General features: G+C 70.0%; 15 protein-coding genes and 1 pseudogene. 11 read left to right on the top strand and 5 right to left on the bottom strand.

What is annotated here, in order from left to right; all coding sequences use genetic code 11:
- Positions 1-571: 571 nt before the first annotated feature.
- From OG335_RS05700 to OG335_RS05715, 4 genes are all read right to left on the bottom strand, one after another.
- Positions 572-703: a hypothetical protein gene (locus OG335_RS05700; protein ID WP_405009895.1), complete on the bottom strand. Its 132-nt coding sequence runs from the start codon at positions 701-703 to the stop codon at positions 572-574.
- Positions 704-1,291: 588 nt separating this feature from the next.
- Positions 1,292-1,705, bottom strand: coding sequence for a spore-associated protein A (locus OG335_RS05705; protein WP_405009896.1), 414 nt, complete (start codon positions 1,703-1,705; stop codon positions 1,292-1,294).
- Between the two features lie 152 nt (positions 1,706-1,857).
- Complete coding sequence (locus OG335_RS05710; RefSeq protein WP_405009897.1) at positions 1,858-2,247, bottom strand: peptidase inhibitor family I36 protein; 390 nt, start codon at positions 2,245-2,247, stop codon at positions 1,858-1,860.
- A 108-nt stretch (positions 2,248-2,355) separates the two neighbouring features.
- Positions 2,356-3,288 carry a hypothetical protein gene (locus tag OG335_RS05715; protein ID WP_405009898.1) on the bottom strand — a complete coding sequence of 311 codons (933 nt, stop codon included), beginning with the start codon at positions 3,286-3,288 and terminating at the stop codon, positions 2,356-2,358.
- A gap of 588 nt (positions 3,289-3,876) precedes the next feature.
- Here OG335_RS05715 and OG335_RS05720 point away from each other — a divergent pair.
- The 11 genes from OG335_RS05720 (at position 3,877) to OG335_RS05770 (ending at position 15,358) form a co-directional block, all read left to right on the top strand.
- The gene (locus OG335_RS05720) at positions 3,877-4,287 is read left to right on the top strand and encodes a spore-associated protein A (RefSeq protein WP_405009899.1); all 411 of its coding nucleotides are present in this window, start codon (positions 3,877-3,879) and stop codon (positions 4,285-4,287) included.
- Between the two features lie 228 nt (positions 4,288-4,515).
- On the top strand, positions 4,516-4,863 hold the full coding sequence (locus tag OG335_RS05725; RefSeq protein WP_405009900.1) for a peptidase M23: 348 nt from the start codon (positions 4,516-4,518) through the stop codon (positions 4,861-4,863).
- Positions 4,864-4,930: 67 nt separating this feature from the next.
- A complete protein-coding gene (locus OG335_RS05730; RefSeq protein WP_405009901.1) occupies positions 4,931-5,857 on the top strand; it encodes a hypothetical protein in 927 nt (308 codons plus the stop codon).
- Positions 5,858-6,310: 453 nt separating this feature from the next.
- Positions 6,311-6,628, top strand: a complete 318-nt coding sequence (locus OG335_RS05735; protein ID WP_405009902.1) for a hypothetical protein — start codon at positions 6,311-6,313, stop codon at positions 6,626-6,628.
- Between the two features lie 76 nt (positions 6,629-6,704).
- Complete coding sequence (locus OG335_RS05740; protein ID WP_405009903.1) at positions 6,705-7,211, top strand: hypothetical protein; 507 nt, start codon at positions 6,705-6,707, stop codon at positions 7,209-7,211.
- Positions 7,212-7,487: 276 nt separating this feature from the next.
- Positions 7,488-8,750, top strand: coding sequence for a helix-turn-helix domain-containing protein (locus OG335_RS05745; protein WP_405009904.1), 1,263 nt, complete (start codon positions 7,488-7,490; stop codon positions 8,748-8,750).
- 928 nt (positions 8,751-9,678) lie between these two features.
- Positions 9,679-11,688 carry a BTAD domain-containing putative transcriptional regulator gene (locus tag OG335_RS05750; protein ID WP_405009905.1) on the top strand — a complete coding sequence of 670 codons (2,010 nt, stop codon included), beginning with the start codon at positions 9,679-9,681 and terminating at the stop codon, positions 11,686-11,688.
- Positions 11,689-12,351: 663 nt separating this feature from the next.
- Complete coding sequence (locus OG335_RS05755) at positions 12,352-12,624, top strand: hypothetical protein (RefSeq protein ID WP_405009906.1); 273 nt, start codon at positions 12,352-12,354, stop codon at positions 12,622-12,624.
- A gap of 315 nt (positions 12,625-12,939) precedes the next feature.
- Positions 12,940-13,371, top strand: a complete 432-nt coding sequence (locus OG335_RS05760) for a hypothetical protein (protein WP_405009907.1) — start codon at positions 12,940-12,942, stop codon at positions 13,369-13,371.
- Between the two features lie 193 nt (positions 13,372-13,564).
- Positions 13,565-14,455 (top strand): peptidoglycan-binding protein, encoded by an 891-nt coding sequence (locus tag OG335_RS05765; RefSeq protein WP_405009908.1) that lies wholly within the window; start codon positions 13,565-13,567, stop codon positions 14,453-14,455.
- 78 nt (positions 14,456-14,533) lie between these two features.
- Positions 14,534-15,358: a CHAP domain-containing protein gene (locus OG335_RS05770; RefSeq protein WP_405009909.1), complete on the top strand. Its 825-nt coding sequence runs from the start codon at positions 14,534-14,536 to the stop codon at positions 15,356-15,358.
- Positions 15,359-15,901: 543 nt separating this feature from the next.
- Here OG335_RS05770 and OG335_RS05775 read toward each other — a convergent pair.
- A pseudogene (locus OG335_RS05775) lies at positions 15,902-16,162 on the bottom strand (ISL3 family transposase); the annotation flags it as partial.
- Between the last annotated feature and the right edge of the window lie 90 nt (positions 16,163-16,252).

The following is a 16,252-nucleotide window of genomic DNA, read 5'->3' on the forward strand; positions in this document are numbered from 1 at the left end:
GTACTCGGCCACACCCGTTCCGACGAATGCTCCCGTTGTCGGAACGCGCCGATCGCCCACGCGGCATTGGCAGAATCAGTACCCACCGGGCGTGGAGTCGTGCGTTCCCACAGGACCCCGTGTCCGTCGAAGCACAGGCCCTACAGCTCATCGAAACGCGGGCCCTACAGCCTGGCCCCGGGACCGCTGCATCCGCCGGACCTGCGTCCACCCCTGTAGTCCCCCGCCGCCGTGCCCCGGAGGCATTCCCCGACGCGTGAGGGAGACCAGCCGATGACCACGACTGTCCGTCCCGCCGGGCCCGAGGACGCCGACGAGCTGCCGCGTCTGCGCGTCGCGGTCCGTGACGGCGGCCCGCTGACCGAGCACCGGCGCAGCGTCTTCCGCGACGACATGCGCGCCCGTCCGGGCACCGGCCCGAGCCTGCTCGCCTACGTCGTCCCCACCGAGGGCGGGCTCGCGGCCTGTGCCATCGGCATCGTCTACCGCGGCTACCTCGGCCCGCCTTCCCCACCGGTCTGTGGGGGCGGATCCACACCGTGGCCACGGACCCGGCCCACCAGCGCCGCGGTCACGGCCGCGCCGTCACCACGCCCTCGTCGAAGCCTTCGAGGACCGCGGCTGCGGATCCGTCGAACTGCGCGCCACCGAGGCCGGCGCCGGCCTCTACCGCACCCTCGACTTCGAACCTGCGGATTCCCAAGTACCGTCTCTCACAACCGACTTCACAGTCAAAACGACAGGATTTGAACCTGCGACCCCTTGACCCCCAGCGCTCGATCAGCCCCGTACTCCCGTGTGGCCTTGCGATCGCGTCCGACCCGCGCGACGGCTGGAACGGCCATCGCGTAATCGCCGGGGGTTGTGTGGACTCCTGAAGATCATGCGATGGCCGCGGCCACAGCAGAGACGCCGCCCACTGGCGGGCGATGTCCGACCAGTCCACGGCCCGGATCGTGGGCCGGTTCCGACGGGTGGAGCCGCAGGCGACCGCCCGCGCCTTCGTGCTCGGCCTGCTGTCCGGTATCGAGCGGAAGAACTGCCGGCGGCTGGGGCACTCGTCGGCCGACGCCTCGTCACTGCCGCCGGGCACGGGCCACTCCCGTGCCCGGCGGCAGTCGACGGTCGTCCCACCCGCAGGACCTCACCCGCCGCCCGCTCGTCCGAGCCGAAACCGCGGACGCCCGTGCCACTCGGCAGGATGGTTTTGACTCCGTTCAGCAGCAGGCACGTTGGCTGACAGGCGCGGTCGCACCGTCAGAACGACCTGTGCCGACGAACCTCCACGACCTCAGCCGCAGTGGGAATCGAGCTGCTGTGCCGAGTCGTCGTCGATCTGGGCAACCCAGTCGATGCACTGGCCCGGTGCGTACACGTAGACCGGTCCGGCGTAGGTGCCGTAGTAGTCGCCGTCCTTGTGCCAGGGGCTTCCCCCGACGGCGACCCTGATGGATGCGAGCACGTACACCGGACTGCCGGTGCTGTTGCGGACCGTCACGGCACAGTTCTGCCCGGTCGAGCTGTTGTACGTCAGGAACGCGGTGCCACCCGCGAGCGGCATCGAGTCGACGACGCGGTAGCCCGAACCGCAGACCCCGTTGTAGCCGGCGGCCTGCGCCACCGAGGGGACGGCGACCACGGCGGCGGCGGTGGCGACCACAGCGACGCCCACCCGGGCGAGATTCTGCTTGATGCTTCGCTTCATGGCGTTGATGCTCCAAATATGGCGGTAGATCAGGTGCGGGATGGTCGGGCGCGATTCGGCGCTCCTGCGGTGGTGTTGCCGCGATAACCGCCAAATCCCGGCTCCGGTACGCCGGAACGCGTACCGGGAGCCGGTTGCCAGGTGGGTGGGGCTCAGCAGTCCTGGGCGAACTTCACCGAGGCGTTCTCGTTGTACGTGTTGACCAGGTTCGCGGCATTGCGGTAGTTGAACATGTCGACCGGGCCGCTGTAGTTCGAGTTGTAGTACACCCGGACCGTCACGCACACGTTGGAGACCGCCGATGCGGCGTTGTTCTTGACGTGCTGGCCCTGGCCGTTGCCGGAGCTGGTGAAGGTGTACCCGGCGAGGTCGGAAATGCTCGTCGACATCGTGAAGTGGGAGCCCTGCTGGTTCGAGTTGTAGAAGAGGCAGAATTTGCCATCCGGGCAGTCGCCGACGGCGGCCTGCGCGGAGGTGGCGAGGGCGGGGACGAGCAGGGCAGCGCCCAGGGCTGCTGCGGCGAGCTTGAGGGTACGGTTCATTTCTTTGGGTCCTCTCGTGACGGACGTTCCAGGCGTGTGTGCAATCCCCTCGGCCTGCCTGGGGAAGGGTGGGCGCGCCCGGACGTGAAAAAGTGTCAGCCCACTACTTCACTGATCGCGCAGCACGGCGTCGGCTTTGGCGAGTTGCTCGGTCTTCGCCGCGAGCGCCGCCGTGAAATCGGCTTGTTGCCGTGCGATCAATTCCTTCTGCAGGGAAGTCTCGACCGCGAACCAGGTGTCGATCAGATCCACTTGCTGCTTGCAGGTCACGTCAGCCGTCGCCACCTGGAGCTCCAGCGGCGTGGGCGAGTCCCCCAGGAAGCGGCGGTCGCCGATCGCATCCATCGGATTGGGGTAGGAGTAGCCCTTGTTCTTCATGCAGCCGGACCACGCCTCGAATGCCTGGGTGACCTGCGGCACCGACATACTGGCCTCGAAGGTCTGGAAGTTGGCCTGCTGAGCCACGCTGCTCGGGCCCAGCTCCCCCGAACCGGCCAGGCCCCGCTTCGCCTCCTCGTAACAGCCGCCGGGTGGTACCGGTACGCCGTTGACCTCGAGCTTCGTGTCGTCCGAACCGGTCTTCCCCGGGAGGTGTCCGGTGAGCACCTGCTGTTGTTCGGCGGAGAACTGCGTCGGGTGGACCGGGTGAGTGCGCGGGTCGCGGTCGCCGAGGTGGTAGCCGTTGGTCGCCGCCTCAACCCGGTCCGTCACGCCGTACCGGCGGTCCATGAACGTGCGCGGTCCGGTCGGCGGGCCGGCGGGGCTGATGGCGTAGTCGAGACCGAACCGCTGCAGGCACGCCTTGCGCAGTACGGCTCCCGCCCTGGCCAGCTTCTCCGACTCCGCCTCGGAGAAGAGATACGTCTCGACAGGAAGATGCGGATCAGCACTCGCCGGGAGCGTAGACGGAGACTGCGTGGTCGGCACCGCCTCGGTGGCTGGACCCCCGGATGACGAACAACCCGCCAGGGCAAGGCACATGATCCCGGCCAGGCCGGCCAGCCGTACTCTCACACGGCTGCCGGCCGATCGCTGCTGCACGGCGGAACTCATACGCCGACAGCCTCGATCGCGGTCACCGTTGCACTCGTGGCCAGGTGCTTGCACATCTTCCGCATCTCGTCCTGCGTCCTCTTCCGGTCCGTTGGCAGTGGGCCGCCGGGTGGGCCCTCGTCCTGGGGCGCCATCGTGGTGCGCGGAGGTATCGCGGTGGTCTCATCCCCGTGATACCCGTCGGCGCAGGCCGGGAGCCCCGGCGCCCGGGCCGGTCATGCCGGGCGAGCCGGATCAGCGCGTTGTACCTGCCGACCTGAACTTTCGTCCGGTCAGCGGGGCTCCGACGTCACTGGCGGGACGACAGGATCTGAACCTGCGCGGGACATTCCGAAGTCGAGCACCTCGTCCCAAGTCGGTCGGCAACCTCACGCGGTGTCGACGGTCAGTCAGTTCACCGCCCTGAACGCCATGTGATGGGCCAGGGGAACGGCGGTGCCGCGACCGTTCTCCGGTGCGTGTACGCGATACCCCCGTGATACCCGCACGCGATCATGGTCAACTAGCGTCGCCGCAGGTCGCGCCACCGCCCGAGCCCGGGTGCCGCACGGACGCGGCCCCGTGCGAGGAGTTCTCATGCGCCAGCTCGTCCACCGTGCCACCACCGCCGTCGCGGTCGCGGCCGCCGCCCTGGCCGGAGTGGTCCTCGTGCCCGGCTCGGCCGAAGCCGCCATCTACAACGGCGTCTGCGGGAGCGGCTACACCGTCATCGACTCCCTGGAGGTCGGCGACTACGGGACCGTCTACCTCACCTACAGCCGGTCCACCGGCAAGAACTGCGTCGTGAACGTGCGCGACAACCCGGGCGCCCGGCTGTACATGAACGCACTGGTCCGGGTGGCCGGCTCGCCGGACTGGATCGGCAACTACGGCCAGTTCACCACCTACGCGGGCCCGGTGTACGTCTCCGCGGCCGGCACCTGCATCGACTGGGGCGGCGAGATCGAGACCGTGTACGTCTACCGCCAGAACGTCCACTGCGGCTGACCGCCGCGGCGCACCGCCACCGCAACGCACCCGCCCCGCCGCTGGGTGCGCTTGGGCCACTCGAAAATGATCAAGAACATGGGAGATTCAATGCTTGTTGCTCGTAAGGCACTTGTCACTGCGTCAATAGCGATTTCAGCCGTTGTCGGCACCCTCGCCACAGCTTCTCCGGCGAGCGCAGGAATCTCGACCGGCTCGTACAACGTCGGCGACTGTGACGCCCAGTGCGTGGTCCTCTACTACAACACCGGCTACGGCGGCTCGCACACGACCATTCACTCCACCACCCCCAATGGCGGCGAGGGCGTCTACGACCTGTCGGGGTACACCTTCCAGAGCAGCGGTGCCGGGCAGGGGCAGAGCCTGAAGAACAACGCAGCCTCGGCGAAGGCCCGGATCTGGGGTATCGACTCCAGCGTGACGGTCTACTTCAACAGCGGCTACGCCGGCCCCTGCGACAAGTTCCACAAGACCGAGTACCCGGTCGCCTGGCAGCTCTCGAACACGTACAACGAGAACGCGTCGGTGTACTTCCGGAACTCTCCGGTCAACCAGGGCTGCGTCAACTTCGGTTGATCGGAGTCATGAATCCGTGGCGGCCGCGTACCCACGCGGCCGCCATATTCCTTGTGGAGAGAAGTGGATGACTGTGGGGAGACAGGGCTTGCCGACCGGGGCATCACGCGCTCTTGTGTTTGTCGCGGCCGCGCTCATGGCGACGGCCGCCTGTTCGGCAGCCGAGGACCGAACCGGCGGTGAGCCCGGCGGTCGGAGCGTGGACGTTCGCCCCTCGGCCGCGCCCTCGGGCGGCGTTTCCATGCCTATCGAGAGGTTCGCTCTCACTGCCGAGGAGTCCAGCGCGGTCGACCGGGCCAAGGTCCTCCTGGCCAACGAGTGCCTGGGAGGCTTCGGTCTGGACTACCGGATACCGGAGCACCCGCCGCTGGTCACCGAATCCTCCAGGCGCTACGGGATATCGGACCGCGAGGTCGCCCGCGACCTCGGATACCACCTCCCGCCACCGGCCGGCGGGACAGGCGCCACCAAGCAGCCCACCGAGACGCAGGAAGCGATCCTGTTCGGAGCGACTCGTGCGGGAGTGCCGCAGTCGACAAGCCCCGACGGCCGCCCGATTCCACCCGGCGGCTGCTACGGGGATGCCGAGGCCCGGCTGGACGGCGGCCCGCGCCCTGAGTCCGACATCGCCGCCGCGGCGGCCATCGACAAGGAGAGCTTCAAGCGGTCCCTGGCGGACCCGGCGGTCGTATCCTCCTTCCACGCGTGGTCGACCTGCATGGAACGCCACGGCTACCGGTACCAGGACCCCATGGCCTCCGTAGGGGATCGGGCGTTCGACACCGCGGAGCCGACGGAGCGCGAGAAGACCGTGGCTCTGGCGGACATGGACTGCAAGACCGACACAGGTCTGCTGAAGACCTGGAGTGCGGTTGAGGCAGAGACCCAGACGCGCATGATCGAGGAGAACTCCCAGGCCCTGAACAGGCTGAGCTCCTTCCAGAAGCGCAAGATCGGCCTTGCCCGCGAGGTGATCGCACGCCTCGGCAGCTGACAGCACCCCGACACGGCGAAGCCTGTGCGGCCTCCGGAGCGTGAGGATCCCCACCCACGTCCCCGCTGTCACGCAGGGCATCGGCGCGGCCGGTTGCATCCAGGAGGATCGTCGACAGCAACCGGCAAACCGTCGGTCGATCTTCCCGTCAGCGCACTTGCGACGGCGGGGGCCGGGCCCCGGGACAGGCAGCAACGGGCCGCGGCCCGGACTTCAGCCCACCCCTCCAGGAGCGCCGACTCCCAGCCGTCCACGGGACGAAGCCCAGCGCCCCTGTCGGGTCCGCCACCGGGCCCGTGGTGGTGTGACAGCGGCGTTATCCGGCTGATACGCGCCCTTCCTAGGTTGGTCCCGAACCGGACCGGTCCCACCGATTCCGGACCGTAGCTCCTCAGCGGGACCACGCGGGACCACGTGCACCTCCGCTCCCCTGCTCGAACCGAAGGATGTCTCTTGCGCATCAGCCGGCTGCGCGCGTCGCGGCTGCGCAAGGCCGCAGTGCGAACCGCCCTGGTCTGCACGGCGGCCGTCACCGCGCCGGCCACGTCCGGTACCGACGCGACGGCTCTGCCCGGCGGCATCACGGCCGCCAGGCTCACCCGCTCCCAGCCCAGCCGGCACACGGGTGCATCCGCAAGCGCGGGCTACAGCGCGAGGCCGACGTTCCTGTCCGACGGCAACCTCGTCCTCCACGACACCGACGGCCGCCCCACCCGGGCCGACGGCACCTGCAACCAGAGCGTGGGCAACCGGGACCACTGCACCACCTGATCGACCCGCAGCACCGCGACACCCACAACCTCCGCCGCCCCACGCCATTGTGCGGCGGCCTTCCGGAAGGACCCTCGTGACACCCAGCAAGCCCGGTCGCTCCACGGCCCGCAGGCGCATCCTGCGCACCGCCCTCGTAGGCACGGCGATCGCCTGCGCGCTCGGTCTGACCGCCACCAACGCGTCGGCCGCCGGCTTCGTCGCGAACTTCACACTCGCCCAGTCCGACTGGACCGCCGGGCACAGCGCGTCGGCGGACAACGGCATGTCGCAGTTGATCCTCCAGTCCAACGGCAACCTGGTGCTCTACAAGTTCACCGGAGCCGATGCCTACCCGGTCTGGGCATCGGGGACCAACGGCCACGGCGTCGTGCGGGTCGACTGGTCGCGGTCCGGATACGTCAAGCTCCTCAACTCCTCCGGTGGCATCGTCTGCACCATGGGCGCGCTCAACCCGGCGCCCGGCGGCCACGCCGAGCTCCGGAACGACGGCAACCTCGTCTTCCTCAACAGCAGCGGCAACGCCACCTGGGACACCGGCACCTCCCACGGGACCGGCAACCTCAACTACTGCTACACCTGATCGGCCCCACCCGCCGGACACCTCCGCGACACACACAGGGCGCTGCCCCGGGATGCCTCTGCTCCCGGGGCAGCGCCCTGTCCATCTCCGGTCAAGGACATCCGCCCCCTGTGCAACAATCTGACGATCAGCCATCTGGTGCGCGTTCCATATTGCCGCAGGTCAGCAGTGGGGCCGGGGGTTCGTGGCAGCGAGACCGGCTACGGCTGACGGCAACAGAGCTGAGGGGGAATCCGGGGATGTCGGTACCAATCGTGGGCGGCGAAGGGGAGTCCGTTGCCCCGTAGGCCACGACCGCTCGACCCCGACGACGGCCCACTGCAGGCGTTCGCCCACGAGCTGAGGTGTCTGCGGCAGGCCGCCGGGAACCCGACCTACCGGGCACTCGCAGCTACCGCAGGCTTCAGTGCCACGACGCTGAGCGACGCCGCCGGCGGCGTGCGCAGGCCCACACTGGGCGTGACGCTGGCGTATGTCGGCGCCTGTGGTGGCGATGTCGAGCTCTGGGAGAAGCACTGGTACGCACTCGACCGCCGGCTCGCCGGCAGCACCGGAGCCGACCCGCGGGTCCGGCCGTCGGGTGTGCAGGCCGCACTGACCGTCTCGGAGGTGATCGAGCCGACGCAGGCGGACGCCGAGACCCGAGCCCCGATGGTGGACGCGTTCCGGAAACAGGGCTTCGAGCCCGAGCCGGTCGACACCGAGGAGCCGGGAGCACCGCATCGGCGCCCGTGGTCCTCGCGGGCGTGGCTGCCCGTCATGGCCGTCGCCCTGGTGCTGGTGCTGGTGCTGACCGGCCTGCTCGTGGGTCTCGGACGCGGGTCCGGCGACACACACACGGTCTCCGGATCCGGCTGTCCGGTCGGCCCGGCCGGCGGGACAGCCTTCCAGGGCACGACCTACAGCGGGAGCACCCGGGTCCGCAGCAGCGCCACCCGCAGCGCACCGGTGATCGACCAGATCCCGCCCGGGTGCAGGGTCCAGTTCGTCGGCTTCTGCATCGGTGACGCCGAGACGGACGAGACGGCCGGGACTCCCGATGTGCGCTGGTTCAAACTGGGCAGCGGCGGGATGGTCTCGTCGGCGGTGGTGCACGGCAATCCGCCGTGGGGGTTGAGGCCGGACCGCTGCCCGGGTGAGTTCCCGGCTCCATCGTCGATCTCCCTGGCGGTCGCGCCACGGCCCTCCGACCCCGAGGCCGTGGAACTGCGCGCCAGCGGTTCCTACCTCGGCATCGTGGGGTTCGCCGGGTACTTCTCCGACAGCGGCCAAACCGTGCCCGTGCCGCGCTGGCACCAGCTCGGCCTGATCGGCGTCGGCTTCGACGGATTCGTGCTCCCCTGGCGGATCGCGAAGCCAACGGCTGATCAGGGCCCGATCCAGCTGGTCGCCGTCGCCTGCCTGGGTGGGGACGGCCCCACCGATGTGCTGGACGCACTGACCCTTCCCCCCGCGGCTCCCACCCGGACGCGGCCGCTGTCGCTGGGCGGGGACGACCGGAGCACGGCCGCACGGACCGCCTGCCGCTACCCCGTCTAGGTCAGACGCGCCGTAGGGCCTGATCCGGCCCGCCGGGTGCGACAGAAAAGTTACCGCGCACGCGAAGAATGTCCGACGCGGCGCGGCCGCCGCTTCGCTTGCTGCCGCCACCATCGACAAGACGGCCGGCACCTGCGCCAACACCCCGACTCACAACAGCCTCGGCGGCTCGCAGTCCGAAACCAGCTGCTCCGGTGAGGGTTCAGGCGGTCCCGAGTACTGGTGCGCCGACTTCGTGCAGTGGGTCCGGCGGAACTCCGGTTTCCACACCGGCGGGTTGGACGCCGGTACTGCCGGCCTTCACACCTACGGCCGGAACAACGGCACCCCGCACACCTCGGCCTCCTACCAGCCCACAGCCCTCAGATCCTGCCGGGCGACGCGGTCGTCCACCTGCCGAACAACGGCTCCTCCACTCAGAACCGCGTCACCACCGTGGCCACCGACCCGGGTGGCAAGGTGGCAACGGACGCGACACCGGCCGCGCAGGGCGGATCTCGGCCGGCAATCCGGACAACTTCACGTACGACGCCGGCTCGGTCACCCTCGGCGCGGCGAACGCCTGCGTGCACCAGGGCGGCTTCTGCACGGGCACCTCGTGGACCAGCGGCTGGAGCCACTACGGCTGACTTCCGATCGTCCCTGCGCACGGTGGTTGTCCGGCTGGCCCAACGGTGCGCTCGGGCGTTGTCAGGACGTTGTCAGGACGTTGTACGGACTTTGTCAGGACAGCGGAACGCCGTGCGCTTGTACGGAATTGATTGTCCATCGCCAACCAGGCTGTCCTGACAACCAGTCGTCGCACAAGATCGTGTCCGTCAGCACGGTGCACCCGGCAAGCCCGCGTGCACCGTTCGGAACACCGACGGCGCAGGAGAACAGACGAGTGGAATTCGGGATCCTGGGGCCCCTTGTGGTCTGTGACGGAGTGCAGACCCGCACCGTCCCCGGCGGCAGGCAGCGGGCGCTGCTCGCAGCGCTCCTGATCCGGCACGGGCAACCGACGTCGGCGCAGTTCCTGACGGAGGCCATCTGGGACGGGCACGCGCCCAGCAGCGCCTCCACCGCCCTGCGCAACTACGTGATGCGGCTGCGCAAGACGCTCGGGGCGGCAGGTGAGCGGATCGAGACCACCGCCGGCGGCTACCGGATCAACGTCGACGCACAGGAGTTCGACCTCCAGAGCTTCACCGTCCTGCGCGACGAGGGCATCGCCGCGCTGCGCCGACAGGACTTCGAGCGCGCCGCCGCACAGCTGGACACCGCCCTCCAGTTGTGGCGCGGACCCGCGCTGGCCGACATCCCCTCGGACACGCTGCTCCGCAAGGAGGCCGGGTGGCTGGCCGAAGCCCGCCTGGACGCCGTGGAGGCGAGGCTGGAGGCACAGCTGCGGCTGGGCGGCGACGTCCGGGCACTCGCCGCCGAGCTACAGGCACTCACCACCGAGCACCCGGAGCGGGAGCTGCTCTGGGCCCAGCTCATGACGGTGCTGTACCGCAGCGGTCGGCAGAGCGAGGCGCTGGCCGTCTACCAGCGGGTGCGGCAGACATTGATCGAGGGGATCGGCGTCGAGCCCGGCAGTGAGCTGCGCGAGGTTCACCAGCGTGTCCTGCGCGGTGACCCTGCCCTTGACGGGCCGACACGGCCCCGCCCCGAGCCGATCAGCATCAACTCCGCGAGCGCCGGCGCGGCAGCAGACGCCGGAGCGGGCACGGGGGCCGGAGCGGGCACGGGGGCCGGAGCGGGCACGGGGGCCGGAGCGGGCACGGGGGCCGGAGCGGGCACGGGGGCCGGAGCGGGCGCAGGCGCGGCCGGGCACCCGGCACCCGACCGGACCGCGCGCGGTCGACCGGCGCTTTCTGTGACGCCGTGCCAGCTACCTGCGGCGCTACCCGACTTCACCGGCCGTGCAGGGGAGACGTCCCTGCTCACCGGCCGACTGACCGCCGTGGACCGCATGGCACCGTTCACCTCCGTGATCTCGGGCCAGCCCGGCGTCGGCAAGAGCGCGCTGGCCGGCCAGGTCGCGCACGCCACCCGGGCCGCGTTCCCCGACGGCACGCTGCACGCCGAGCTCCGTGGGACGGGCGACAGCCAGGCCCTTCCCGCCGCCGTGCTCCGGACCTTCCTGATCGCGCTCGGCGTTCCCGCCGACCTGGTGCCGGTCGGACTGGAGGACCGGATCTCGCTCTACCGCTCCCTACTGACCGGCCGTCGGGTCCTGGTGGTGCTGGACGATGCCCGCGACAGCGCCCAGGTCCGCCCGCTGCTACCCGGCGACCCCGGCTGCGCGGCGCTCGTCACCAGCCGCTACCGACTCGCCGACCTGGCCGGGGCACTGCCGCTCGAACTGGACGTGCTGTCGGCGGCGGAGGCCGAGCTGCTCCTGCGGCGGCTGGTCGGAACCGCACGGTTGGCAGCCGATCCGCAGGCGGCCACCCAGGTGATCGCCGCCTGCGGACGACTTCCGCTGGCGCTGCGGATCTGCGCGGCCCGGCTGGGCGCGCGCCCCGGCTGGAGCATGCGGCACCTCGCGGACCGGCTGGCCGACCAGCTGATGCTGTTGAACGAACTGCGGGTGTGCAGCCTGGACATCAGGGCCAGTGTCGAGCCCAGCTACCGGGCACTCGAGCCCGCCGCGGCGCGGGCCTTCCGGCTGCTCGCCACGGCCACGAACGGCCCCCTCTCGACCGTGCAGGCCGCCCAGGCACTGCACCTTCCGCTGCCCGCTGCAGAGCACCTGCTCGAACAGCTCGTCGACGCACACCTGCTGCTCACCGACGCGCCCGGCCGATACAGCTATCCGGCCCTGTTGCGGGCCTTCGCTCGCGAGCAGGGCGGCCTTCGGCCCGGGGTGGTGCCGGCGCAGCAGGACAGACGCGCCGCCGCCGAACGGCCGGTCACGCTCGCCGACTCCGGGTACGCGCTGGGCCGCTGAGGTCTGACCCGGCGTCCGGACGCCGCGTGGCCCGGGCTCCGGCGGCGGCCGGACGCCTCGTCAGGTCGGCTCAGCAATGGAACACCGGGCAGCGGTAGTCAGCCCTCGTACCGTCGGTGTCGTGGGTGCTGCCGGTCACCATGACGCAGTGCCCTGCGCCGCGCACGGTGACCGGACCGGCGCAGGAGCTGTAGTGGATGTCGGAGCGGCCCGGATCCATCGGGCACTCGATGGCCGTGCACCGGCCGGGGCCGCCGCCCTCTGGGTCGTCCTGGCGTCAGGCGATCAGCGGGACCTGGGTCAGGGTCGGTGTGCCGGAGAGGCTGCCGGTCCTGACGTTGACGGCACAGTTCCGCCCCGTGGAATTGTGCCCTTTATCCAGGAGGGGGGCAGATCGGATTGCCGGCCACCACGCGAGCATGGCGACTCCGCGTACCACCGCCGTCTCGGACCGGTATCGCGCCGCTCGGCCCGAGAAGCGAGCTGCAAATTCGCTCGTACACAAAGTTCATGACCGGGCGACACCTGTGACTTGGTCGTATCCCGAGTCAGAGGCCGAGTTACTGACCAATGACGGGCGTGATACGCGCAGCGTGGAGGATTCCCTTGGATTCGCGACCAGCCGGCCGCCGCACCACCCCCAACTCATCGAGGACCTTGGGCATGCACGCCCGCATACGCACGAAACTCATCCGCACTCCCACTTCGCTCCTCGCGGTGGCCGCCGCGGCGCTGGGGACACCCGTCCTCGCCGCCGCTCCCGCGGCCGCCGCTACGATGTTCGGCGCCAAGGCCGGCCTCGACGGCCGTGACGGGCCGGCACTCAACACCAATACCGCCAGTGTCTCGGAGTGCACCCAGGCGCTGGGCTGGAACGGGACCGGCCCCATTCCGTACTCCGGCGAGGTCGCCGTCAAGACCGACGTCCGCTGCTGACCGTCCGGCGCCACGGCGACCGCCGTAACGCCGGGGCCCACAACGGCTATTGCTGACTGTCCGACGGATTCCGCGAAGCCGGTCATGTCCATCGAGCAGTACCGGTCCCCGAACCGGCACCAGAACGGCTACCGGTCACCCGGCTTCGCCGGGCAGCGGCACGCGCACCTGCGCCGGCGCCGCCCTCCTCAGCGCCCCGTCCGGTACCGGGGGCCCGGCAGTGCGGCCTGTCCGCGGAAGAAGCTCACTCCAACGCCCTGGCTGCGGCCGGGGGCATCTCCTCCATTCCCTTTTCCTGAAAGAAGGTTGTCCACCATGCGCGTCTTCGCCAAGATCGCTGCCGTCACGGCCCTTGCCGTGCCGATGCTCATCGCCGTTCCCGGGATCGCCAGCGCCACCACCCCCGGCGGCTGCTCCAGCGTCACGCAGATCGGCAGCACCGCCTACCTCAACGTCGGCGGGCAGACGATGGCGTCGGTGAAGCAGTACAAGGGCTGCGGGAAGAACTACTCCTACCTGTACGTGTGGGAGGGCTACCGTTCCTCCCACAGCAGTTGGGACGTGTGCACGGCCATCGTCACCACCGGCGGACACGTCCAGGACCCCCAGTGCGACCACAACTCCGTGGAGATCTGGTCCTCCGGCGCCAACACCCTGTCGGAGTGCACCCAGGCCCTTGGCTGGAACGGGACCGGCCCCATTCCCTACTCCGGCGAAATCGCCGTCAAGACCGACGTCCGCTGCTGACCGTCCGGCCCACGGCGACCGCCGTGGGCCGCCCTTCTCCGCGGCGACCACGTCAGCGCTCAGCAGCACCGACCAGCGGTGCTGCTGAGTGCTCCCCCGCCGGGAGCCCTCCATCGGACCTCTCACCCGCCCGGTGCCCGACACCGGGACGAGGTCAGGGCCGATCCTCCACCACACCAGAAGGAATCACCGCATGGCATCCGTCATCAAGACCCGGAGCTCCGCAACCCGACTGCTCGCGGCCGTCGCCGTCCTGAGCGGCCTGGTGCTGGGCGCCGCACAGGCCCACGCGGCAACCCCGTCGTCCCCCACCGAGGCGCCGGCGGCCACCGCTGCCGCGCTGCCCGTGGTGAACATGGAAGCCACCGTCCTGGCCGCGCAGATCGATCCCCGGCGCGCCGACAGCACACAGACCCCGGGCGCCCACGACTCGGTCCTGGCCGTCGAGCAGGCCCTGCAGGCCCGCGGCCTCCTCGAAGCCCGCTGGGTGGACGGCTACTTCGGCACCACCACCATCACCGCCTACGCCGCCTACCAGCGCTCCCTCGGCTACACCGGCCTGGACGCCAACGGACTGCCCGGCACCACCTCCCTCACCGCCCTCGGCCAGGGCCGCTACACCATCACCCGTCAGCTCAGCGTCGGCGCGAAGCTGCAGCGCGACGGATACACCATCAACACCCGCACCCAGAACATGCTCACCGAAGCCGAACGCCTCCTGGGCTTCCACCTCACCCTCGACCAGGGCTCCTACAACCCCGGCGGCGATCCCACCTCCGCGGGCACCCACGACGGCGGCGGCGTCGTGGACATCAACGTCGACGGCATGTCCAGCACCACCCGCACCGCCGTCGCCAAGGCCCTGCGCCAGGTCGGGTTCGCCGCCTGGGTCCGCAACCCCAACCAGGGCGACTGGCCGTGGCACATCCACGCCGCGGCGATCAGCGACACCGACCTGGCCACCCAGGCCCAGAACCAGACCGGTGACTACTACCTCGGCCTCAACGGCCTGGCCAACCACGCCGCCGACGACGGCCCCCGCATCCCCATCCAGACCTGGGAGGAGTACCAGCGCACCCACTGACCGCGTACGGCACCCCCCAGGCACCACCCGAGCACGACCGAAGCACCCGTCGATGACACGTCACGAAAAGAGAGAGCCATGAAGAACATACGCACCACGCTCACCGTCGCCGGCACCGCACTGGCCATGGCCGTCCCCCTCATCGCCGCCACCTCCGCCCCCGCCTTCGCCGCGTCCCGCGACGGGGTCTGCGACAGCGGAGAGTTCTGCTACTACTACAACAGCGACGAGGCCGGCTCGGTCTCCGACTTCACCGGCTCCATCAGCGACCTCGGAGACACCCAGCCGACCTGCTACGAATTCAAGAGCGCCGGCAACGGCCAGGGCGTCTGCGTCAAGAACAACGCCGCATCGGTGTGGAACCGCACCGGGAAGACCGTCCGCGTCTACTACAACAGCGGCTACGCCGGCGCCAGCCAGGACTTCGCCCCCGGCGCCAAGGGCAACCTCAACGCCACCCTGAAGAACAACGAGGCCTCCCACCAGTTCCTCGGCAGCAGCGGCGGCGGCAACCAGAGCCCCACCAACGACTACGACCACGGCACCCGCGGCTTCTACGCCGACCAGTGCACCGCCTTCGCGGCCTACCGCATCGCCACCCGTCTCGGCGTCCCGAACTTCAGCAACTCCTACGGCGGCACCACCTGGGGCAACGCCAACACCTGGGACGACGCCGCCCGACGCGTCGGCGTCACGGTCAACACCACCCCCACCGTCGGCGCCATCGCCGTCAACGACGTCCACGGGGACTACGGCCACGTCGCCTACGTCAACGCCGTCTACTCCGACGGCTCCTTCGACGTCGAGGAGTACAACTGGAACAACCCGACCGCCTACGGCACCCGCAGCCACCTCCGCGTCAGCAGCGCCGAGTCCTCCTTCCAGCACATGCTCCACTTCTGATCAATTAGCAGCAGCACAGGCGGTGTTCACCGGCGGGTACTCATGATGGCCGCACACCCGGGCAAGCGACTCGTACACGCCGTGGGCGTAGTCCAACTCGACCGTGCGGCCGTCATGGCCCCAGCAGTTCGGTACGTGCGGCGTACGCCTCGTCCAACAGCTGTGCCCACGGGGGAACGCCCTCCGGAGACGCCGCTGTGACAGGTGCGGCCATCTGACGGCCCAGGGCCCGGCGAAGCGCTCCCAGGACACCGCGGCCGAACCGCTCCGTGCAGAACGGGACGGCGCCGGCCACTGCCAGCACATCGCTGACCTCGTGCGAATGCCGTACGCCGACCGGCGCGCTGACCGTCTCCAGTGCCGTCACGGACCGAAGCCAACCCGCTCCGCATCCCGGAACCCGCCAGTGCAAGCCGACCAGGTGGTCACTACGGGTGACACCCACCCGGGGGCTCCGGACCCTCGCCCCGCCCGGGAACGGGCTCAGCGGGTCTGCAAAAAGGACGGCTCCGCGTCGTAATCGGTGGTAGCGCTGTGTAGTGATCACGAGAGGAGGTTGCGGTGGCGGAGTAGGGGGAATCCGGCTCGGCCGTGCATCTGTCTCATGATCCGTTCGGTTCGGGTGTCGGCGCCCTCGGTGCGGCCGTTGTGGAACGGGAGGGTGAGTCCGGCGTCGACGGCGGCGCGGTCGAGTTCCCGCCCGTTGGCGAAGGAGTGCAGGTGGGGCAGGTCTGCGGCGCGAACCGTGGTGATCCAGTCGGTGAGCTCGGCGTCGTTGCCCTCTGTCGGCGTCAGCGGCTCTGCGACGGCGGGCTGCGCCGGTGCTGTCGTTCCTCATGAATCTCGAACCACGACGCACCGCCGACGTCTCCCAAGCGCGCACCGGGTGTGGGG

This window comes from Kitasatospora sp. NBC_01539, from assembly GCF_045040525.1.
Classification (GTDB): domain Bacteria; phylum Actinomycetota; class Actinomycetes; order Streptomycetales; family Streptomycetaceae; genus Kitasatospora.

Excerpts from the sequence above, each read along its gene's own strand:
- OG335_RS05705 (WP_405009896.1), bottom strand. The coding sequence starts at position 1,705 with ATGAAGCGAAGCATCAAGCAGAATCTCGCCCGGGTGGGCGTCGCTGTG.
- OG335_RS05710 (WP_405009897.1), bottom strand. The coding sequence starts at position 2,247 with ATGAACCGTACCCTCAAGCTCGCCGCAGCAGCCCTGGGCGCTGCCCTG.
- OG335_RS05720 (WP_405009899.1), top strand. The coding sequence starts at position 3,877 with ATGCGCCAGCTCGTCCACCGTGCCACCACCGCCGTCGCGGTCGCGGCC.
- OG335_RS05730 (WP_405009901.1), top strand. The coding sequence starts at position 4,931 with ATGACTGTGGGGAGACAGGGCTTGCCGACCGGGGCATCACGCGCTCTT.
- OG335_RS05755 (WP_405009906.1), top strand. The coding sequence starts at position 12,352 with ATGCACGCCCGCATACGCACGAAACTCATCCGCACTCCCACTTCGCTC.
- OG335_RS05760 (WP_405009907.1), top strand. The coding sequence starts at position 12,940 with ATGCGCGTCTTCGCCAAGATCGCTGCCGTCACGGCCCTTGCCGTGCCG.
- OG335_RS05765 (WP_405009908.1), top strand. The coding sequence starts at position 13,565 with ATGGCATCCGTCATCAAGACCCGGAGCTCCGCAACCCGACTGCTCGCG.
- OG335_RS05770 (WP_405009909.1), top strand. The coding sequence starts at position 14,534 with ATGAAGAACATACGCACCACGCTCACCGTCGCCGGCACCGCACTGGCC.